Raw genomic sequence first — 20,076 nt, forward strand, 5'->3', positions numbered from 1 at the left:
CGAACAACCTTCCCGGACGGTCGTGGAACCGTCATTTTTCCTTTGCGTGGTTTAAAACGGGTGTTATAGAGACGCCGCGCTCCGGAAGGCCCCATGAGCAGGCATTGCCATGCGGTTTTGGGAACGCGGGTATGGTGAAATTGGTAGACACGCCAGATTTAGGTTCTGGTGCCGCAAGGCGTGGGAGTTCAAGTCTCTCTACCCGCACCAAGGCTGCCTTGTGGACGGGGGAGGCTTAACGGCCTGTCTCCTGGCCCGCTGTTGGAAGCGCCATTCTGCCTGGAGCATCCCGTTTTCAAATTGAAAGCGGACAAGATGTTCCGGATTCAAAGAGGTAGAGCGGCCTTTGCGCGTTCGTTCGAACGCGCGGCGCTCTAGCAGAATGATAAGGAATTGCATCCAAGCCACGCTCGGGATTTTCCGGCGTCGTGCTCATCGTAACGAACGGCTGTCTGGGCACGGCCGCCATGAATGAAGGTAGGACAATGCAGGTTATCGAAACGCTCGCTGAAGGGCTGAAGCGCGAAATCAAGGTGGTCATCTCCGCCAAGGACATGGAAGGCCGGATGAACGAGCGCCTGGCCGAGGTCAAGGACAAGGTCCGTATCAACGGCTTCCGTCCGGGCAAGGTGCCGGTTTCGCATCTGAAGAAGGTCTACGGCAAGTCGATCATGGCCGATCTCGTCAACGAGATCGTTCGTGACCAGCCGCCGGCAATCCTGACCGAGCGCGGCGAAAAGTCGGCAACGCAGCCGGAAGTCGCCATGACGGAAGACAAGGACGAAGCTGAAAAGATCCTGGCCGCTGAAGCCGATTTCGAATTCACGCTTTCCTATGAAGTCATCCCGGCGATCGAACTGAAGTCGGTCAAGGGCGTCAAGGTTACCCGCGAAGTCGCCGAGATCGGCGAAGACGAAGTGACCGAGCAGATCTTGAAGATCGCTGAAAGCGCTCGCAGCTACGAAGCCAAGAAGGGCAAGGCCGCCGACGGCGACCGCGTTACCATCGATTACCTCGGCAAGGTCGACGGCGTAGCCTTCGACGGCGGCAAGGACGAAGATTCCCAGCTGGTCATCGGCTCCAACCGCTTCATCCCGGGCTTCGAAGAGCAGCTCGTCGGCGTCAAGGCTGGCGACGAGAAGACCATCACCGTGACGTTCCCGGCTGAATACCCGGCCAAGAACCTCGCCGGCAAGGAAGCCACCTTCGACATTACCGTCAAGGAAGTCGCAGCTCCGGGCGAAGTCGAAATCAACGACGAACTCGCCTCCAAGCTCGGCCTCGAATCGGCTGACCGCCTGAAGGAAATCGTTCGCGGCCAGATCGAAAGCCAGTACGGCTCGGTTACCCGCCAGAAGGTCAAGCGTCAGATCCTCGACCAGCTCGACGAGATGTACCAGTTCGACACCCCGCAGAAGCTGGTCGACGCTGAATTCGCCAGCATCTGGCGCCAGATCCAGACCGATCTTGCCGAATCCGGCAAAACCTTCGAAGACGAAGACACGACGGAAGAAAAGGCTCGCGAAGAGTACCGCAAGCTGGCTGAACGCCGCGTCCGCCTCGGCCTCGTTCTCTCCGAAATCGGCGAAAAGGCGGGCGTCGAAGTCAGCGAAGACGAACTGCAGCGCGCGCTTTACTCGCAGCTCCAGCAGTTCCCGGGCCAGGAAAAGGAAATCCTGGACTTCTTCCGCAACACGCCAGGCGCTTCCGCCAACCTGCGCGCGCCGATCTTCGAAGAAAAGGTCATCGACCACCTGCTGACCGAAGTCGACGTCACCGACAAGACCGTTTCCAAGGAAGCGCTACTGGCTGACGACGAATCCGAAGACAAGCCGGCTGCAAAGAAGGCTGCTCCGAAGAAGAAGGCTGCCAAGGCCGAAGCAACGGAAGCCGCTGCCGAAGGCGAAGAAGCTGCCGCTCCGAAGAAGAAGGCTGCTCCGAAGAAGAAGGCCGCTGAAGACAGCGCCGAGTAATCGGTTCTATTTTGCAATGAAATCAGGCCCTGCCGTTCGCGGCGGGGCCTTTTTTCGTTGGTGTCGGGTGATGGGGATTGCAAAATTCGGAAGCAGATGTCTTGGCAGTGGCGGTAGTGCCAATGGCGGCATTGGGCCAATTGCTGCCGTTCATTCCAGAGTTAATCCAGCCCCGTTCAATCGATACCGAATATGCTCTGAATTCGGAGAGGCTGATACCGCCTCAATAAGATGGCCTATATTTCCATGCAGAACGGCTTGGATCACTGGGCCTATTTCTTCTTCAACGCTCCGAAGGGCTTCTTCATTCATTCGACATTGAAGACGCTCATGCAGAATGAATTCCAATACTTTGTGCCGCAGTTGACTGCCCTGAAGAGCCTCGAGATCGGGCTTCTTGATGTAAAATTCAAAGCTATGTGCCAAAAAGCCTGAATCGACCGGGATCGAGAGAACCAAGCCAATGTCATCCTCAAAGACACTGAGCTCCCATCCTCGGCCAAAGAGTTTTCTACGCAATTTTGCCACCAGCTACCCCGAGCTGCTTTGATAATGCTCTAAAAACGTGATCGTCCGCTTTGGACCGAAGGTGGCCATAGGCGGCATTTGCTTCAAAACTTCGCCGAATTGGGCTTTCGCTCACCGTCTGGACGGGGAGAGGAGACTATTTACGCCCCCTCTCAAAGCTCCGACTTGATATCACCCATACGGTTCCATGCATCCAGGCCGGCGATCTTGTAGGCTTCGGCGAGTGTCGGGTAATTGAAGGTGTTCTCGACGAAATATTCGACCGTGCCTTTGAGGTTCAGGACCGCCTGGCCGATATGGACGAGTTCGGTCGCCCCTTCGCCGACGATGTGGACGCCGAGGAGACGGCGGGTCTTCAGCGAGAAGATCATCTTCAGGAGGCCGGTATCGAGGCCCATGATATGACCGCGCGATGTCTCACGGAAACGGGCGATGCCGCATTCATAGGGGATGTGGCGTTCCTTGACCTCTTCTTCGGAGAGGCCGCAGGTAGAGATTTCCGGCACGGCGTAGATGCCGTAAGGGAAGTATTTCGGCGGTTCCTTGGCGATGGCGCCGACGGCGACGCGGGCGGCGATGCGGCCCTGTTCCATCGAGGTGGACGCAAGGCTCGGGAAGCCGACGACGTCGCCGGCGGCGAAGATATGGGGAACCTTGGTGGCAAAGGTTTCGGGGTTGACGCTGAGACGGCCGCGATTGTCGGCCTCGAGCCCGGCAGCGGCAAGGTTCAGCGTGTCGGTGGCGCCCATGCGGCCGGCGGCAAACAGCACCATGTCGGTGACGATGCGGCGGCCATTGTCGAGTGTCAGCTCCACCTTGCCGTCCTGGCGGACGACCTTCTCGGCCTTCTGCCCCAGCAGCAGCTTCATGTTGCGGTCGCGAAGCTGGTAGATGAAATCCTCGACGATTTCCTTGTCGATGAAGTCGAGCATGGTCGACTTTGGATCGATCAGCGTCACCTGCGTGTCGAGGGCGCTGAAGATGGTCGCATATTCGATGCCGATGACGCCGGCACCGATGACGACCATCGAGCGGGGCAGTGTCTCGATCTCCAGCAGTTCGTCGCTGTCGAGAACGGTCTTGTTGTCGAAGGGCATGTAGTCCGGACGGAAAGGCTTGGTGCCGACCGCAAGCAGGATGCTGGTGCCGGTGACATGAATGACTTCGCCATCGTCCTTGACCACCTGCATGGTCTGGGGATCGATGAAGCTCGCCTTGCCGCGAATGTGCTGGACACGGTTGCGGGCGAACTGATGCTCCAGCACTTCGACTTCATGATCCAGCGTGATCAGCAGGCGGCGGCGCAGGTCCTCGGCGCTGATCTCCTGCTTGACCCGATAGGCGCGGCCATAGAAGCCGCGCTCACGCCAGCCGGAGAGGTTGAGTGCGGTCTCGCGCAGCGTCTTTGAAGGAATAGTGCCGGTGTGAACGGAAACGCCGCCTACACGCTTGCCCTGTTCGATCACAAGCACCTTCTTGCCAAGCTTGGCAGCCTGAATGGCGCCTCTGCGGCCGGCAGGGCCGCTACCCACGACGAGGAGATCGAATTGGTCCATCGGGAAGCCTCGGATGTTTGATTACGGAATCAATGTCGCAATGCAACATGCTGTCCGTCAACCGGTAGCTGCTCAATGTTACAGATTATCTAACGGGAAAGGTCCGATACTCAGGAGTTTGAAAGGCCGAGCCACGGCTCCAGCTTTTCAAACGTCCGATCCATCGCATAGGCACGGGTGAAGGAAAACGGCAGGTGCCCGTAAATGATCGACATCTGGCTCTCCGCGGTCGCTTCGCCGGTCTTGGCAATCGCGGCGAGATAGAGGGCCGAAGCCAGTCCGGTGCGGTCTGAACCCGCCTGGCAGTGGATCAATAACGGCTTGGGCGCATCGCGCATGATCTCGACCAGCTGGGCGGCCTGGGCCTGGGTCAGTTCGTGGGCGGAGGACATGCGGAAATCGATATGATCGATATTCAGTTCCTTGGCCTGGGCGACTTCGCTGTCATACCAGGCGTGGCCGGTATTGTTGCCGCGCAGGTTGATGATGGTCTTGATGCCATATTGCTTCTGCAATTCCGCAATTGTCGATGCTGACGGCTGCGATGAGCGGTAGACCTCGCCCGCGATGACCGGATGAAAGTTCGTCGTCCAGAGCATATGCGCGTAGAAGCCGGTGGCGATCAGCGCGAAGGGGGAGAGTGCGAGAAGCACACCGCGGCCGATACGGCGCAAGCGACGAAAAAGCGGCGATGGGGTCTTCGGCATGTGATCTCCGTGAGCGTCGAACCAGGAACGACAAGGCGCAATCAAAACAACGGCTTCCTTCGGCAGGCCCGCCGATGTAGAAGCATCGTCCTTTTGCCAGATCATCCTGACGCCTACCTGAAAAATGCCGATGGAGATCGTGGAGTGGAGATGGAAGGTGCCGCCGGCAGCCGGCGGTGCCATCTACCTGGAAAAAGATCATTAGAAATAAAATGATATGAATATATTCTAATGTAACTTCTTATGCTGATGAAAGCGATTTAGAACAATCTGAGCGCCTTGAAGCTGACATGGCCGTTCTTGCCGATGATAATATGATCGTGAACGGCGATGCCCAAGGGGCGGGCGGTCTCGACAATCGTCTTCGTCATGTCGATGTCGGCGCGCGAGGGCGTGGGGTCTCCCGAAGGATGGTTGTGGACGAGAATGACGGCGGTGGCCGAGAGTTCGAGCGCCCGTCGGACCACTTCGCGCGGATAGACCGGTGTATGGTCGACCGTGCCCAGGCCCTGTATCTCATCGGCGATCAGGGCGTTGCGCTTGTCGAGAAACAGAATGCGGAATTGCTCGCGCGTCTCGTGCGCCATCGCGGTGTGACAATAATCGATCAGCGCCTTCCAGGAGGAGAGCACCGGTTTGCCCGTCAGCTCGCTCTTCAGCATGCGCTGCGCAACGCTTGCCACCAGCTTCAGATCCAGCGCCACCGCTTCGCCGACGCCGTTCACCTCTTGCAGCAGATTGGTCGACGCACCGAAGACGCCACCGAGCGTGCCGAAGCGCGCAAGCAGCGCCTTGGCGATCGGCTTGGTATCGCGGCGCGGAATGAGCCTGAAGAGCAGCAGCTCGAGGATCTCGTAATCGGCGAGCGCCGTATCGCCGCTGTCGCGATAGCGATTGCGCAGGCGCTCGCGGTGGCCGTGATAATGGGCCTCGGGCGTTACCGGCGTGCTCGGCGGCTTCGCCGGTTTGTTGCGTTGGGTGGGCTTGGCGGCCTGAGGGGCAAAGAACAGCCGCTCGTCGAAAAGCGACGCATCCTCAAGCCCATCCGTCACCCCGCCGCCATCGAAGGGCATGTCACCATGTCCGGAGGAAGGAGCGAGGCGTTTCGCCATGAATTATGCCTGCAGCGGCGGCAGGCCGGGACGGTCGAGACCACCGGGCGACAGGGTGAAGATCTCGCAGCCGGTGGCCGTGATGCCGATGGTGTGTTCGTATTGCGCTGAGAGCGAGCGGTCACGGGTGACGGCGGTCCAACCGTCGCCAAGCACCTTCACATGCGGCCGGCCGAGATTGATCATCGGCTCGATGGTGAAGATCATGCCTTCGCGCATTTCCGGGCCTTCGCTGGCGCGGCCGTAATGCAGAATGTTCGGAGAATCGTGGAAGAGGCTGCCGACGCCGTGGCCGCAGAAGTCGCGAACGACAGAGCAGCGCTCCGCTTCGGCAAAGGTCTGGATCGCCTCGCCGATGGCGCCGGTCCGGGCGCCGGGACGTACGGCCGCGATGCCGCGCATCAGCGATTCGTAGGTGACTTCCAGCAGCCGCTCCGCCGAACGCTTGATTTCGCCGACCGGATACATGCGGCTGGAATCGCCATGCCAACCATCGAGCACATAGGTCACGTCGATGTTAACGATATCGCCGTCGCGCAGCGGCTTGTCGTTGGGGATACCGTGGCAAACGACGTGGTTGATCGAGGTGCAGGATGATTTCGTATAACCGCGATAATTCAGCGTCGCCGGATAGGCGCCGTGATCCATGCCGAATTCAAAAACGAAGCGATCGATAACATCGGTCGGCACGCCGGGCGCGACGATCGCGGCGAGTTCGTCGAGGCAGCGGGCGGTGAGCTGGCACGCCTTGCGCATCCCCGCGAAGGCATCCGGGCCGTAGAGGCGGATTGCGCCCGTATTCTTCGCCGGCGCGGTCGCCGCCTCAATGTAGTTCACCATGATCAGCCTTCAGCAGAAATTTTATACTTGGTATTTAATGCAGCTATGCCGGGTTCGTCTATCGGGATCAACCCTGCGGGCGTTATTTCCGTGGGCGAAACCCTGCATTTCAGCGCGTAGACTTCGACACCGCGCTTCAAGGCCCGTTGGAACGCTGTGGCGTAGACCACATCGAGATCGCCACAGACCCGAAAGCGGTCGCAATCGTGCCGTTGGATCACGAACAGCATGACGGCGCGGTGCCCCGCATCCGCCATATCGCCCAGTTCTTCGAGGTGCTTGGCGCCACGCGCCGTGACCGTATCGGGAAACTCGGCAAGACCCGGCTCGCGCATGAAATGCACATTCTTGACTTCGACATAGGTGGTTGTCCTGAGCGGGTCGGTCAAGAGCAGGTCGATGCGGGAGTTGCGGCCGTAATTCTGTTCGCGCCGAACCGTCGTATAGTCGCCGAGATCGGAGATTTGGCCAAGCGCGATGGCTTCCGCCGCCGTTCGGTTCGGCATCGCGGTGTTGACCCCGACCGTGGTACCGTCGGCTTCGATCAATTCGAAGACATGGCGATATTTCCGCTTCGCACCCTCGTGCTCCGACAGCCAGATGCGGGACCCAGGCGTCGTCAGGCCCTGCATCGAGCCGGTATTCGGGCAGGAACCGGTGATGATCTCACCGCTCTCCAGCTCAGCGTCGAAGAGAAAGCGCTTGTAGCGGGCGATCAGCCGCGCGGGAACGAGGGGCGGGTTGAAGAGCATGGGTACTGCCGGTCAGGCGCGCTCCATCACGAAGCTGCCGGGTGCTTCCTCGAGAGCATTGAGGGCAGCACCACCTGGCTTACGGGCCTCGGCCATGCGGCTGTCCTGCTTGAGGATCCAGGCATGCCAGTGCGGCCACCAGGAACCGGGCGTTTCGCTGGCTTCGGTCAGCCATTGATCATATTCGCCCTTGATGGGGCCACCGGTCCAGAACTGATATTTGTGCTTGTCCGGAGGGTTGACGACGCCGGCAATATGGCCGGAGCCCGTCACGACGAATTCCACCGGCCCGCCGAAGAATCCGCTGCCGACGAAGACGGATTTGGCCGGCGCGATATGATCCTCGCGCGTCGCCAGATTATAGACGGGGATCTTGACGTCCTTCAGCGACAGCTTCTTGCCGTCGAGGACCATTTTGCCCTGGCTGAGCGCATTGTCGAGATAGCAATTGCGTAGATAAAACGAATGGTTGGCGGCAGCCATTCGTGTGGAATCCGCGTTCCAGAACAGGAGATCGAAGGGCAGGGGATCCAGGCCCTTCAGATAGCTGTTGACGAAATAGGGCCAGATCAGCTCCGAGGCGCGCAGCATGTTGAAGGCGGCGGCCATCTTTGAGCCTTCGAGGTAGCCGATCGCGTTCATCTGCTCTTCCAGCGCCTCGATCTGCTCCTCGTCGACGAAGATCTTAAGGTCGCCGGCAAAGGTGAAATCGACCTGAGTCGTCAGGAAGGTCACCGTGCGGATACGCTTGTTCTTTTCCTTGGCGTGCAAGGCGAGCGTGGCAGCGAGCAGCGTGCCGCCGACGCAATATCCCACAGCATTGACTTCCGTCTCCCCGGTCGCCTTCTCGATCGTCTCCAGCGCGAAATCGATGCCCTCGCGTGCATAGGACGTCCAGTCCTTGGCCGCGTGACGGCGATCCGGGTTCACCCAGGAGATGACGAAGACGGTGTGCCCCTGTTCGACACACCATTTGATGAAGGATTTCTGCGGGTTGAGATCGAGAATATAGAATTTGTTGATCCAGGGCGGGCAGATCAACAGGGGCCGTTTCAGCACCTTATCCGTTGCCGCATCATATTGGATGACCTGGCAGACATCGCTTTGCGCGATCACCTTGCCCGGCGTCAGCGCCATGTCCCGTCCGACGACGAATTTCGTCATGTCGGTTTGGCGCACGCGCAGTTCGCCTTGCCCGGCGCTGATGTCCTCGGCAAACATCTTCATGCCGCGCACCAGGTTTTCCGCATTGGAGGCGACCGTTTCGCGGTAGAGCTGTGGATTGGTGGCAATGAAATTAGCCGGCGACAGCGCCGCAGTGATCTGCTTGGTGTAGAAAGCAGCCTTGTGACGCGTATGCTCGTCCAGCCCCTCGGCGTCGGTGACCAGCTTCTCCGCCCAGCCCGCAGTCAACAGATAAGTCTGGCGCAGAAAATCGAAGAAGGGGTTCTTCTGCCAGTCCTCATCGGCAAAACGCTTGTCCTTGATCGGCTCGGCTTCAGCCACGGCGGGCGAATCGCTGCTGAGGCGCTGCATGGTTTTCGTCCACAGGCCGAAATAGCCAGACAGCAGATAGGTTTGCGCCTCCAGCGTCCGGCGCGGATCGGAAAGCCAGTATTCGCCGATCTTGGAGAGCGTCTTAACCATATCGGTGACCGGGTCGGCGACGGTGTCGACCTTTTCGCCGCGTTCTCGCGGCGCAAGCCAAGCGGAAGCGGCCTTGCCGAGGTTTTCAAGCGCGCGGGCAAAGTTCACGGCCATCGCCTCAGGATCCCTGACGATATAGGGTTCGACCGATTTCGGATCGAAACCGGGAAAGGCGCCGTTGCCTTCACTTTTGTCCCGCTTGCTGTCGGTCACGCATCATCCTCCCGGCGGCAAATCTCTTTTGTTTTCCATTTGTACATCTTGCGGGAAAAGGAATACAAGTCGAATGAAACGCAACCCTGCTCTTGCTTTGCCGCTGCGACAAATTTAACAGTCGCATCCCACAGCAAGGGAATAGGGCAGGACGACAATATGGGCGGCGGCATGGTGGCAAGACTAAACCGGTATTCCGTACTTAGCGGTGCTTTCTTCGGCATTCTCGCGCTGGCGCTCGCCGGTTGCTCGACCCCTGAGGAAAAGGCCGCCTTTGCCAAGCGCAAGCAGGCGCCGCAGGCCGTGGTGGTCAGGTCCGTCGATGGCAAGCCCGTCGACGAGGGCAGCACGCAGCAGCATTACAAGGACGGCTATCCCTCCTTCAACGCTCCGCCGACTGCGGCGAATGTCCAGATCAACGACCAGCAGGCATCCGATATCGGCAAGCAGCTGACGTCGCTCGGCGCACAGCGCAAGGCCGGCACGATTTCGGAAGCCGAATACCAGAAGCGCGTTGCCGACATGCGCAAGCTTGCCGCCGAGCACGGCCAGGATACGCTGTCGGAAATTCAGCAAGGGGGCGCACAGCCCGGTCAGACGCAGAATTAGCCTTGCGTTTCAAGCAATTTGGACGCAAAGCGTTCGGATAGGCCGAATTTCGATGTTTCTTCCTGGTTGAGAACGCTTTGCGTCCCCAGCCGCCCAAGATTCACCGTATCCTTCGTGTCAGCTTGAGTGCGGTGCCGCGATTCCGGAGTTCGTATCGCGGGTCACCGGGAGATCGACGAACTTCATTGCGGTTGCAAGGGCCGCTGTCCCATGGGGAAATAAATGGAAGAGTTTCATAAAGTCCGGCGTTTGCCGCCTTACGTCTTCGAACAGGTCAACCGTTTGAAGGCCAGCGCGCGAGCGGGCGGGGCCGACATCATCGACCTCGGCATGGGCAATCCGGACCTTCCGACCCCCAAGGCTATCGTCGACAAGCTGTGCGAAGTGGTCCAGGACCCGCGCACGCATCGCTATTCCTCCTCCAAGGGCATTCCCGGTCTGCGCCGCGCGCAGGCCGCCTATTATGCCCGCCGTTTCGGCGTGAAGCTCAATCCGGATACGCAGGTGGTCGCCACCCTCGGCTCCAAGGAAGGCTTCGCCAATATGGCGCAGGCGATCACGGCGCCCGGCGATGTCATCCTCTGCCCGAACCCGACCTATCCGATCCACGCCTTCGGCTTCCTTATGGCGGGCGGCGTCATTCGTTCCATGCAGGTTGAGCCGGACGACAGCTTCTTCCCGCCGCTCGAGCGCGCCGTGCGCCACTCGATTCCGAAGCCGCTGGCGCTGATCATCAACTATCCTTCCAACCCGACGGCCTATGTCGCGACGCTCGATTTCTACAAGGAAGTCGTTGCCTTCGCCAAGAAGCACGACATCATCGTGCTGTCGGATCTCGCCTATTCGGAAATCTATTTCGACGACACCCCGCCGCCGTCGGTTCTTGAAGTGCCGGGCGCTATGGACGTCACCGTCGAGTTCACCTCAATGTCGAAGACTTTCTCTATGCCCGGCTGGCGCATGGGCTTCGCCGTTGGCAATGAGCGCCTGATCGCCGCCTTGACGCGCGTGAAGTCCTACCTCGATTACGGCGCCTTCACGCCGATCCAGGTGGCGGCAACCCATGCGCTGAACGGTGACGGTTCCGACATCGCGGAAGTGCGCAGCATCTACAAGCGTCGTCGCGACGTGCTGGTCGACAGCTTCGGCAAGGCTGGCTTCGAGGTGCCGCCGCCGGCCGCGACCATGTTCGCCTGGGCCAAGATCCCTGAGAAATTCCGCCATCTCGGCTCGCTGGAATTCTCCAAGCTGCTGGTCGAAAAGGCCGATATTGCAGTGGCTCCGGGCATCGGCTTCGGCGAAATGGGCGACGATTACGTTCGTATCGCGCTCGTTGAGAACGAGCATCGCATCCGTCAGGCGGCGCGCAATCTGAAGCGCTTCCTCTCGACTGCGGATGAGACCATGCATAATGTGGTTTCGCTGAACGCTCATCGTTCTTAATTTTTTTTCGCGGCAGCCGTTCCCGCGGCTGCCGTGCCCCAAGATATTGATCAGGAACTATCCATGGCAGATGCCCTCAAAATCGGCGTTGCGGGCTTGGGCACCGTTGGTGCCTCGCTCGTTCGTATCATTCAGAGCCGCGCCAACGAGCTTGCCGTCACCTGCGGCCGCCCGATCAAGATCGTCGCCGTCACGGCGCGCGATCGCACCAAGGATCGCGGCATCGACCTCACCGATATCGAATGGTTCGGTGGCCCGGTTGATCTGGCGCAGAAGGCCGATATCGATGTGTTCGTTGAGCTGATTGGCGGCTCCGAAGGGGCGGCCAACGCTGCCGTGCGCGCGGCACTTGCGCGTGGCCTGCATGTGGTCACCGCCAACAAGGCGCTGCTCGCCTATCACGGCGTCGAGCTTGCCGAGATTGCCGAGGAGAAGGGCGCGCTGCTCAACTTCGAAGCGGCGGTTGCCGGCGGCATTCCCGTCATCAAGGCGCTGCGGGAATCCCTGACCGGCAACACGATTTCGCGCGTCTACGGCATCATGAACGGCACCTGCAACTACATCCTGACCCGGATGGAGAAGGAGGGCCTGCCCTTTGCCGATTGCCTGAAGGAAGCCCAGCGTCTCGGCTATGCCGAAGCCGATCCGGCCTTCGACATCGAGGGCAACGATACGGCGCACAAGCTCGCCATCCTGACGACGCTGGCCTTTGGCAACCGCATCGCGGCCGACGATATCTATCTCGAGGGGATCACCAATATCTCCATCGAGGATATTCGTGCCGCGGCCGACCTCGGCTACCGCATCAAGCTGCTCGGCGTCGCCCAGCGCACCGAAACCGGCATTGAACAGCGCGTGCATCCGACGATGGTGCCGCTCGATTCGGTCATCGCCCAGGTCGATGGAGTCACCAATGCCGTGGCGATCGAATCCGACATCCTCGGCGAACTGCTGATGGTCGGCCCAGGCGCCGGCGGCAATGCGACAGCTTCCTCCGTGCTCGGTGATATCGCCGATATCGCCAAGAGCCAGCCGGGTGCGCAGCGCGTGCCGGTGCTCGGCCACCCTGCCAAGGCGCTGGAGCCCTATCGCAAGGCGCAGATGCAGAGCCATGAGGGCGGCTATTTCATCCGCCTGACCGTTCTTGACCGTACCGGCGTTTTTGCCAGCGTCGCGACCCGCATGGCGGAAAACAACATTTCGCTGGAATCGATCGTGCAGCGCTCGACACAGCACCTGTCGCCGTCCCATCACCAGACGATCATCCTCGTCACCCATGCGACGATGGAGGATTCGGTGCGCAAGGCGGTCGCCGCGATCAAGAACGAGGGCTATCTCGTCGGCGAGCCGCAGGTCATCCGCATCGAGCGGCCAAAGGAATAATCAGACACGCGGCCAGTTCCGGTAAAGCGGAGCGGGACCGCTCAATTCTGGGAGACATGGTGGAACAACCGGCAGATCCTGTGCAGCGGGCATTTCTGGGCGTCGAACGCTCCGTTTCCGGCAATCGCTGGGTCTCCCGGCTCGACCAGGCCGGCCAGAACCGGGCGCTGGCCATGGCCCAGACCCACGGTCTACCGGATCTGATCGCCCGCGTCCTTGCCGGCCGCGGCGTCGGCGTCGATGAGGCCATGGCGTTTCTCGATCCGACCATCCGCAGCCTGATGCCGGATCCCTATCTGCTGACCGACTGCGAAAAAGCAGCCGGGCGCCTGCTGCGCGCAGTCAAGACTGGAGAGACCGTCGCGATCTTCGGCGACTACGACGTCGACGGTGCCGCGTCTTCCGCGCTGCTCTACCGCTTTCTCACCCATTTCGGCGTGCCGGCCAGCATCTATATTCCCGACCGCATCTTCGAAGGCTACGGCCCCAACCCTGCCGCCATCAATCAGCTCATCGACAACGGCGCGACGCTGATCGTCACCGTCGACTGCGGCTCCACCAGCTTTGAATCGCTGGGGGCGGCAAAGGCCCGAAATATCGGCGTCGTCGTCATCGACCACCATCAGGTCGCGCACGAGCTGCCGCACTGCCATGCGCTGGTCAATCCGAATCGCGAGGACGATCTGTCGGGGCAGGGGCATCTCTGCGCTGCAGGCGTCGTCTTCCTCGTTCTGGTCGCGGCCTTGCGGCAGCTGCGCGAGGCGGGCGATGCTCGTGTCCGTTCCATTGATCTGCTTGCCTGGCTCGATATCGTCGCCTTGGCGACGGTCTGTGATGTCGTGCCGCTGAAGGGGCTCAACCGCGCTTATGTCGTCAAGGGCCTGATCGCCGCGCGCCATCAGGGCAATCCAGGCCTTGCGGCGCTGTTCCGCAAGGCGGGGCTCGGCGGGCCGGTATCGCCCTATCATTTCGGCTTCTTGATCGGCCCGCGCATCAATGCCGGCGGCCGAATCGGCGATGCAGCACTCGGCGCGCGCCTGCTGACGCTCGAGGATACCAACGAAGCTGAGATCATCGCCGAGAAGTTGGACGAGCTGAACCGCGAGCGCCAGGCCATGGAAGCCGCCATGCTGCAGGAGGCGGAAGCTGAGGCGCTGGCGGAATACGGCAATGGTGATGGCGCTTCCGTCATCGTCACCGCACGGGAAAATTGGCATCCGGGTATCGTCGGCCTGATCGCATCGCGGCTGAAGGACAAGTTCCGCCGCCCGGCCTTCGCGATCGCCTTCGATCCCAACGGCAAGGGCACGGGTTCCGGACGCTCCATCAATGGCTTCGACATGGGCCGCATGGTGCGTGCCGCCGTCGATGCTGGTCTGCTGGTCAAAGGTGGCGGCCACGCCATGGCGGCGGGCCTGACGGTGGAGCGCGGCAATCTCGGGAAACTGCGCGCCTTCTTCACCGAGAAGGCCGAGAGGCAAGTACCAGGCCTCGTCGCCAACGAAACGCTGAAGATCGACGGCGCGCTCGGCGCCAGCGGCGCGACCGTGGATCTGATCGACCAGCTCGAAACTGCCGGCCCCTATGGCTCCGGCCATCCGCAGCCGATCTTCGCCCTGCCGAGCCACCGCCTGCGCGATTCGCGCCTGGTCGGCCAGTCCCACATCAAGATCACGCTGGAAGCACAGGACGGCGGCCGCCTCGACGGCATCGCCTTCCGCGCCGCCGAGACGCCGCTCGGCGAACTTCTGATGTCGTCCCGCGGATCGCAGATCCACGTCGCCGGCACGCTCGGCGCCGACCACTGGCAGGGCAACCGCCGCGTTCAGCTGCGTGTCACGGACGCGGCAAAGGCACCTTGAGCGCAAAGCGGTATCGCCGCGATAGCGATGCGAATTCAATGATTTCAGGGGAAAGACAGTGGCACGCCCTAGGGGAGTCGAACCCCTCTTTACAGAATGAAAATCTGTCGTCCTAACCGATAGACGAAGGGCGCGTGCTGTGGCGCCCTTATAGTCAGCACCTTTTGATCCCGCAAGCGGAAAATCGAGAAAAATCCACGGCTAGAGGCAGATTTTTCGATGCGATTGTGGAAAAGTTCGAGGCAGTTCCGTTTGGTACGCCCTAGGGGAAGTCGAACCCCTCTTTACAGAATGAGAATCTGTTGTCCTAGCGGATAGACGAAGGGCGCGTGATGCGCTCATGGCTTGAGCGAAGAGGCGGAACAATTGATGACTACGCCTTTCCCAGTCGAGTCGATCATCTCAGCACTCGCCAGTATGCCCGATTGGTCGATGAGTGGGTGACTGCAATCGGGCTAAGACGCGAAGACTACGGCACACACTCGCTTCGACGCACGAAGGCCGCGATGATCTACAAAGCGACGGGCAATCTTCGTGCGGTCCAGATCCTGCTCGGACATACCAAGATCGAGAACACGGTCAGGTACCTTGGTGTGGACATCGAGGATGCGCTGGAACTAGCGGAGCATGTAGAGATTTGACCGAGTGCGACCCCGCGACCGCACCTATCGGGGAAAAGGTTTCCAGTTTTAGCAGTTCGATCTAGCAGCTATGCGCCCTCATGGCTGCCACTAAGCGGGACGCGTGTGTCACCCAAAGCGGTCACTTGCCAGGCGATCGGTTCCACGCCTCGCCATGGATCCCGTCCTATCTCGATTGTTAATATCAGCGTCGATGCCCAGCAGATCATAGACTCTCACATGACTGCAATGACTTAACAAAATGCCCTTGAAATTCCCTATGTTTTCCCATCGTGCGCAACGTTGGATGCCACCTTTGTGTGATCAGGAGAAGCTCTCCAACACCGCAAGGAAGGTATGCCGATCGCCTTGCCCTTCAGTCAGCCGCACGCGGCCCTCGATATCAACCAAGTGGTGATCCATCAGTTGCTGCGCCTTCGCGTGGCCCCGTGAGCTACGTCTCTGCATGGCTTCGACATGCTGGGCTTGCCAACGACCGGCTTTTCCGGCTTTACACAAGTGTCCTCCTGTTGGACCTCATGGGAGAGCACGGCAACGTTTTCAACGGCAACGAGACGCCATCGGCCCCAGCAGTTCGGGCAACCATGCTGCTCGCACTCGAATACAATCTCGATTTGGCTTGCAGAGTTCAGCCGTGATGACGTCAACTTGCAGTCCACGAGGCGTCTCGCGGTGCATCAAACGTTCTTTACATCACCTGAGCGAGATTTATACAATTTTGACGAATGCGGAAGCAGCTATGAGCGATACCCTGGATTACACCGATGTCGGGTTACTCCTCCACGTATTTACTGATGGCTCGTTCGATCCCGTGTCCAAAACTGGTGGCTGGGCATTTGCGGTTTTTCGCGGATCCGCTCAGGTCTTTGCGGCGTTTGGAGGCGAGGCGCGAACGGCAAACAATGCAATGGAGCTTCTGGCGATCTTGCAGGCGTGTGAGTGGCTTGCCGATAATTCGGCGGGGGAGGAGGCAGTCATTCACACCGACTCCGCATATGCCGTGAACGGCTGCGTTCGATGGCGGCACATCTGGCGTTCAAACAAATGGCGAAAGCGGACGCCGAACGGGCAGGGTCGCAGTCGATCTGTCGCAGATGCTGCATACTGGCGAGCGATTGACGTATTACTCAATCAGAACCCGACTATCAAAGTTAAGTGGTGCAAGGGTCACGTCGGTGTTGAGGGCAACGAAGTAGCGGATGGATTGGCTCAGCGTGGGCGGTTGATCGGTGAATGAAGAGCGCCATCTGGGTACGGCACAGGATGCAATCATAACGCTCCTGATTTTGCGTCGGTGCTTTGATCAAGTGCAAAAGTCTGACAAAATTCGAGATAACCGCCCAAAGGAGAGCTTATGACAACACTGGATGCAATTCTCCGATCCGGCAGGGTCGAATCTTTCGGGAAAGCAACCTCAGCAGCTCTGGAACGCTTGGTGAATGAACACGGCGTATATCTTTCACAGGACTACATACACTTTCTGACCCGCTGCAACGGTTTGCGCACGACGTTCGACTTCGATGAGGTAAAGCGGGTTGGCCTGAGTATGGCCTTGGCGGACATCAATACCTTCTATGGCGTCGAAAATGGGCGCGACTACGCTGATCTTCTGACCATTATTCCGAAGATGGATGCATCCGGAAGAGAATTGCTCGGCTTCGCGCCGCCCATCGCCGTCGGAGGCGACTTTTGTACCTTTGTAGAAATCACGGAGGGTTCACGGGTTGGCGAGATCATGTACATGGACGGCGAGATGTATTGGGGCTATTTCGAAGAGGCCGATACCGATTGGACCAATACGCCCGATGCGCTGATTAGCACGTTCATCGAGCATGGCTTCTTCATGCCGATTGCTCCCTCGTTCAACGCTTTGCTGGAGATGTATGGCAAACTGGTCTGATGGCAGTTGCCGTCCGCCGCCGCCAAGACGTTCGGCCGCCCTTGGCCCTAAGCGGACCAAATGGGCGGCGCTTCTCTAATCGGCGGGCGCTTACGGTCCGCTGGTTTCGTTATTTCTTCTTCTCTTGATCGCGATGCCACTTGATGGCGAAGAACATCCCCGTGCCTAACACGAGAAGCTTGAGCGGAAAGAAGACTATAGGGAACCAATCCCACATTTCGGATATTTCCAGGCTATTAATTGACACTATCTATCGTGAGGGAGCACTACCTCAAAACTGCTGCATACAACATCAGCCATGTTGACGCAGATGAGATCATAACATTCCCATCACACGGCATGAGTGGGCTTGCCCCATGTTTCCGGACAGGTTGTTTAACCTAGCAAGCTGGTGACCGCTTCTGGCGCGAAGCAGTCGTGACGTGTGAAACGCGGGGGGCAGGCCAGGCCGCTCGTCGGCTTGTGGTGTCCCACCTCCTACAGCGAATGCGGCGTTCACGCCATCGTCACTCATTGACGTGGACATGCTTAACCACAATAAGGTCAAGCCGAAAAATGTGGTAAGCGCCACCGAAACAACAACAGGAGTGTAATAGTGAGCGAGCCGACCGTAGCAGATGCAATCAACCGCATTTATGAATCGCTCCAGGCGGACAATGCCGACATCGACTTATATATCACGAATCTCAAGGCAGCCTTGACGCGGGCAGGTTTGAAGGAAGCCGTATTCGACCCGGCTAGGCTCGCGCATAACAATCGTTCTGGCAGGAAGCTACTGCAGGCTTACTTTCGGCAGCGTGGCGTGACGGTGAAATTCAACGCCTCGTGACGCCTCCCATTACGGTTCTTCGCCCGTGCTGCGCGAAGTCTATCCACCACGGCACAAGTATCCACTCATTGTTGAACGAAATCCGTTCAATCGGGTTTGGACATCAACAGAGCAGTTTGAAAAACCTATCGCTCACCAAGTGAAACGAGGACCGAAAGAGCCATAGGAACCCGGTGCCGACCCGCTTGGATCTAGCTGATTATCGCGTTCGACTCTCTCAGACCATCGCCGACGCTCGGCCGCTTTTTCTTTGGCGTTGGCGGAATCTGCCGATTTGCTCGCGGTTGCGGGACCAGATTGACCGCGAGTTCCGCCGACCGTCGAGCAGGAAACAAAGAAAACAGCGGGAAAAATAATCAGAATGCTTAAGGCAACCGCCCTCGTAAGCCCGTAGTAGATCGGTTGCATAGACATCTCTAATGCTCTCTTTGATCATCTGTAATAGAGTAGAGATGTTATTCGATTTCTCATCGAGTGGAAACTAGAGGGTATTCGGATTTCCGAGTGATGGACAGTCACCGGTGCTCTGGCCCCACGTTGTCCTCGCCGCCCTAATCTATGGTCGCCTTTCCATGACAGGCCAGTTACTTGTAGATCACCGCCATGTTTTCCACGCCCTCGTTCAATACGGAAATCCCCAGGGAGTTTGAGGGCGCTGGATCGCCGGACGTGAGGCGGCTTCTATATCGGCTTCTCGAAGCGCAGCGCTGACCTGAGAAAAATCTTTGGAATCGAAACTAACAGCGGATGCAACGCATTCACGCTTACGTGAATTCTTCTTAAGGTTGAAGTCTTCATTTGAAAATAAATTTTGATTCAGAGTCTTTGATTTCGCCTTAGTATAAGACGATAACTGTCTATTATTGTAAACTATTTTCGAAAATTTCTACAGGTCAACGGCAGCAAAAAGCATTCTAATATATCCGTATACTAAACAGCTTAAAATTGTGCGAAGGTAAGCGCGCTGATCGGTTCCTTTCCGTGCCGACGAACCGACAAGATGCAGCATAGAACACGGTGCGTCGCTCAAGCGTAGCGCGTCCTGGTCGAAATACAGTGGAATTTGACCGGGCTGCTTTGGTGGCTGCTTACTGTATGAGGGTAACCGCCGATGCCCGACGCCAGGGGACCGCATCATTGTGCAAGTCGAGGCGATCATTGACCGCTCGGAGTTTAATGAGGTCCAGGCCTGCTGAAATCTCGAGCGCCAGCAAACACGCCGCCGCGCATCGTCAACGGGCCTATATTTCTAACCGAACTGACGCGATGCAACAGATGCGGCGGCGCTATGACTATTCGCACAGGTACTTCGCACACCGGCAAAGTGCATCGCTACTACTGTTGCGTCTTGTTTATGAAAAAAAGGACCTGTTGCTTGTGGGCGTCAAAAAATACCGATGGACAGCCTTGATGAATTGGTGACCGACTACTTGACCCAGCGCCTGTTTACCGGCGAGCGTTTGCAGAAAATTATTGCTGAGGTGTCGAGTAAGAGGGCAATCAAAGCGAAGGAGGTTGACGTTAGAGCGAGCGGATTGCTCAAACAGGTAACCGAATACGAGGGGCATCTTAAACGATTGTACGACTCGATCGAGCGGGGGTGGCGCAGCTATTAGGATCGTTGGAAAAAAGCACAATCGAGAGGGTCATAAGCAGCCCAAAAAGACCAGCCTCTCCGGTTCATAGTTTTGAACCTAAGTGGTACGCCCTAGGGGAGTCGAACCCCTCTTTACAGAATGAGAATCTGTTGTCCTAACCGATAGACGAAGGGCGCATGATGCGCTCGTTCGCATATAGGAATAGCGCAAAGCCGTCGCAAGCGGAACAAGCATTCTTGTGAAGAGGAGAGAGCAACAGTGGCACGCCCTAGGGGAGTCGAACCCCTCTTTACAGAATGAAAATCTGTCGTCCTAACCGATAGACGAAGGGCGCGTGCTGTTGTGTGGCGCGCTTATAGCGGGGTGATTTCATTCCCGCAAGCGCCTATTTCGCTTTTTCTTCGAAAAAATGACAGGTGCATGAAGCGACAGCGAAATTTGAATAAGCCTGCCTTAACAGGACGTTGTGGAGATCTGCGGAGG

At 58.6% G+C, this 20,076-nt stretch carries 16 protein-coding genes, 5 tRNA genes and 2 pseudogenes; 11 read left to right on the plus strand and 12 right to left on the minus strand.

What is annotated here, in order from left to right:
• Positions 1-125 precede the first annotated feature (125 nt).
• Positions 126-210, plus strand: a tRNA-Leu gene (locus PMI03_RS06205).
• 275 nt (positions 211-485) lie between these two features.
• Complete coding sequence (tig, locus tag PMI03_RS06210; protein ID WP_007690986.1) at positions 486-1,973, plus strand: trigger factor; 1,488 nt, start codon at positions 486-488, stop codon at positions 1,971-1,973.
• Positions 1,974-2,123: 150 nt separating this feature from the next.
• Here the strand turns inward: tig and PMI03_RS31495 are convergent, their stop codons facing one another.
• From PMI03_RS31495 to phaC, 7 genes are all read right to left on the minus strand, one after another.
• Positions 2,124-2,501: a hypothetical protein gene (locus PMI03_RS31495; protein WP_141684328.1), complete on the minus strand. Its 378-nt coding sequence runs from the start codon at positions 2,499-2,501 to the stop codon at positions 2,124-2,126.
• A 152-nt stretch (positions 2,502-2,653) separates the two neighbouring features.
• Positions 2,654-4,057, minus strand: a complete 1,404-nt coding sequence (gene sthA, locus PMI03_RS06220) for a Si-specific NAD(P)(+) transhydrogenase (RefSeq protein WP_007690990.1) — start codon at positions 4,055-4,057, stop codon at positions 2,654-2,656.
• Between the two features lie 110 nt (positions 4,058-4,167).
• Positions 4,168-4,764 carry a dual specificity protein phosphatase family protein gene (locus tag PMI03_RS06225; RefSeq protein ID WP_007690991.1) on the minus strand — a complete coding sequence of 199 codons (597 nt, stop codon included), beginning with the start codon at positions 4,762-4,764 and terminating at the stop codon, positions 4,168-4,170.
• A 260-nt stretch (positions 4,765-5,024) separates the two neighbouring features.
• Positions 5,025-5,876, minus strand: coding sequence for a RadC family protein (gene radC / locus PMI03_RS06230; protein ID WP_034518348.1), 852 nt, complete (start codon positions 5,874-5,876; stop codon positions 5,025-5,027).
• A gap of 3 nt (positions 5,877-5,879) precedes the next feature.
• Complete coding sequence (gene map / locus PMI03_RS06235) at positions 5,880-6,716, minus strand: type I methionyl aminopeptidase (protein ID WP_007690993.1); 837 nt, start codon at positions 6,714-6,716, stop codon at positions 5,880-5,882.
• 2 nt (positions 6,717-6,718) lie between these two features.
• Complete coding sequence (gene sfsA, locus PMI03_RS06240) at positions 6,719-7,468, minus strand: DNA/RNA nuclease SfsA (RefSeq protein ID WP_007690994.1); 750 nt, start codon at positions 7,466-7,468, stop codon at positions 6,719-6,721.
• Positions 7,469-7,480: 12 nt separating this feature from the next.
• Positions 7,481-9,328: a class I poly(R)-hydroxyalkanoic acid synthase gene (gene phaC / locus PMI03_RS06245; RefSeq protein WP_007690995.1), complete on the minus strand. Its 1,848-nt coding sequence runs from the start codon at positions 9,326-9,328 to the stop codon at positions 7,481-7,483.
• 159 nt (positions 9,329-9,487) lie between these two features.
• On the opposite strand from phaC, the gene PMI03_RS06250 reads away from it, so the two are divergent.
• The 4 genes from PMI03_RS06250 (at position 9,488) to recJ (ending at position 14,625) form a co-directional block, all read left to right on the plus strand.
• Positions 9,488-9,937, plus strand: a complete 450-nt coding sequence (locus tag PMI03_RS06250; RefSeq protein ID WP_007690996.1) for a hypothetical protein — start codon at positions 9,488-9,490, stop codon at positions 9,935-9,937.
• Positions 9,938-10,159: 222 nt separating this feature from the next.
• Positions 10,160-11,380, plus strand: a complete 1,221-nt coding sequence (locus PMI03_RS06255) for an LL-diaminopimelate aminotransferase (RefSeq protein ID WP_007690997.1) — start codon at positions 10,160-10,162, stop codon at positions 11,378-11,380.
• A gap of 63 nt (positions 11,381-11,443) precedes the next feature.
• Complete coding sequence (locus PMI03_RS06260) at positions 11,444-12,763, plus strand: homoserine dehydrogenase (protein WP_007690998.1); 1,320 nt, start codon at positions 11,444-11,446, stop codon at positions 12,761-12,763.
• Between the two features lie 56 nt (positions 12,764-12,819).
• Positions 12,820-14,625: a single-stranded-DNA-specific exonuclease RecJ gene (gene recJ / locus PMI03_RS06265; RefSeq protein ID WP_085997435.1), complete on the plus strand. Its 1,806-nt coding sequence runs from the start codon at positions 12,820-12,822 to the stop codon at positions 14,623-14,625.
• A gap of 59 nt (positions 14,626-14,684) precedes the next feature.
• Here the strand turns inward: recJ and PMI03_RS06270 are convergent.
• Together PMI03_RS06270 and PMI03_RS06275 are read right to left on the minus strand one after the other, a co-directional pair.
• Positions 14,685-14,759, minus strand: a tRNA-Glu gene (locus PMI03_RS06270).
• Between the two features lie 119 nt (positions 14,760-14,878).
• Positions 14,879-14,954 (minus strand) — tRNA-Glu (locus PMI03_RS06275).
• A 9-nt stretch (positions 14,955-14,963) separates the two neighbouring features.
• Between PMI03_RS06275 and PMI03_RS06280 the strand changes: the two are divergent.
• Positions 14,964-15,266 (plus strand): annotated as a pseudogene (locus PMI03_RS06280) (tyrosine-type recombinase/integrase); the annotation flags it as partial.
• A gap of 303 nt (positions 15,267-15,569) precedes the next feature.
• Here the strand turns inward: PMI03_RS06280 and PMI03_RS32010 are convergent.
• Positions 15,570-15,686: pseudogene (locus tag PMI03_RS32010) on the minus strand (GntR family transcriptional regulator); the annotation flags it as partial.
• 319 nt (positions 15,687-16,005) lie between these two features.
• Between PMI03_RS32010 and PMI03_RS06285 the strand changes: the two are divergent.
• The 4 genes from PMI03_RS06285 (at position 16,006) to PMI03_RS06300 (ending at position 19,611) form a co-directional block, all read left to right on the plus strand.
• Entirely contained in the window at positions 16,006-16,503 is a 498-nt protein-coding gene (locus PMI03_RS06285) for a ribonuclease H (RefSeq protein ID WP_034518344.1), read from the plus strand.
• Positions 16,504-16,620: 117 nt separating this feature from the next.
• Entirely contained in the window at positions 16,621-17,166 is a 546-nt protein-coding gene (locus PMI03_RS06290; protein WP_007691004.1) for an SMI1/KNR4 family protein, read from the plus strand.
• 592 nt (positions 17,167-17,758) lie between these two features.
• Entirely contained in the window at positions 17,759-17,995 is a 237-nt protein-coding gene (locus tag PMI03_RS06295; RefSeq protein ID WP_085997436.1) for a hypothetical protein, read from the plus strand.
• Between the two features lie 1,397 nt (positions 17,996-19,392).
• On the plus strand, positions 19,393-19,611 hold the full coding sequence (locus PMI03_RS06300; protein ID WP_007691010.1) for a hypothetical protein: 219 nt from the start codon (positions 19,393-19,395) through the stop codon (positions 19,609-19,611).
• Positions 19,612-19,694: 83 nt separating this feature from the next.
• On the opposite strand, the gene PMI03_RS06305 is transcribed toward PMI03_RS06300, so the two are convergent.
• Positions 19,695-19,769: transfer RNA gene (locus PMI03_RS06305), tRNA-Glu, on the minus strand.
• 83 nt (positions 19,770-19,852) lie between these two features.
• A tRNA-Glu gene (locus PMI03_RS06310) sits at positions 19,853-19,927 on the minus strand.
• Between the last annotated feature and the right edge of the window lie 149 nt (positions 19,928-20,076).

The organism is Rhizobium sp. AP16, from assembly GCF_000281735.1.
GTDB classification, from domain to species: domain Bacteria; phylum Pseudomonadota; class Alphaproteobacteria; order Rhizobiales; family Rhizobiaceae; genus Rhizobium; species Rhizobium rhizogenes.

Bases quoted from the DNA above. Each gene is read 5' to 3' on its own strand.
- tig (WP_007690986.1), top strand. From the start codon at position 486: ATGCAGGTTATCGAAACGCTCGCTGAAGGGCTGAAGCGCGAAATCAAG.
- sthA (WP_007690990.1), bottom strand. From the start codon at position 4,057: ATGGACCAATTCGATCTCCTCGTCGTGGGTAGCGGCCCTGCCGGCCGC.
- PMI03_RS06225 (WP_007690991.1), bottom strand. From the start codon at position 4,764: ATGCCGAAGACCCCATCGCCGCTTTTTCGTCGCTTGCGCCGTATCGGC.
- radC (WP_034518348.1), bottom strand. From the start codon at position 5,876: ATGGCGAAACGCCTCGCTCCTTCCTCCGGACATGGTGACATGCCCTTC.
- map (WP_007690993.1), bottom strand. From the start codon at position 6,716: ATGGTGAACTACATTGAGGCGGCGACCGCGCCGGCGAAGAATACGGGC.
- sfsA (WP_007690994.1), bottom strand. From the start codon at position 7,468: ATGCTCTTCAACCCGCCCCTCGTTCCCGCGCGGCTGATCGCCCGCTAC.
- PMI03_RS06250 (WP_007690996.1), top strand. From the start codon at position 9,488: ATGGGCGGCGGCATGGTGGCAAGACTAAACCGGTATTCCGTACTTAGC.
- PMI03_RS06255 (WP_007690997.1), top strand. From the start codon at position 10,160: ATGGAAGAGTTTCATAAAGTCCGGCGTTTGCCGCCTTACGTCTTCGAA.
- PMI03_RS06260 (WP_007690998.1), top strand. From the start codon at position 11,444: ATGGCAGATGCCCTCAAAATCGGCGTTGCGGGCTTGGGCACCGTTGGT.
- recJ (WP_085997435.1), top strand. From the start codon at position 12,820: ATGGTGGAACAACCGGCAGATCCTGTGCAGCGGGCATTTCTGGGCGTC.
- PMI03_RS06285 (WP_034518344.1), top strand. From the start codon at position 16,006: ATGAGCGATACCCTGGATTACACCGATGTCGGGTTACTCCTCCACGTA.
- PMI03_RS06290 (WP_007691004.1), top strand. From the start codon at position 16,621: ATGACAACACTGGATGCAATTCTCCGATCCGGCAGGGTCGAATCTTTC.
- PMI03_RS06300 (WP_007691010.1), top strand. From the start codon at position 19,393: ATGGACAGCCTTGATGAATTGGTGACCGACTACTTGACCCAGCGCCTG.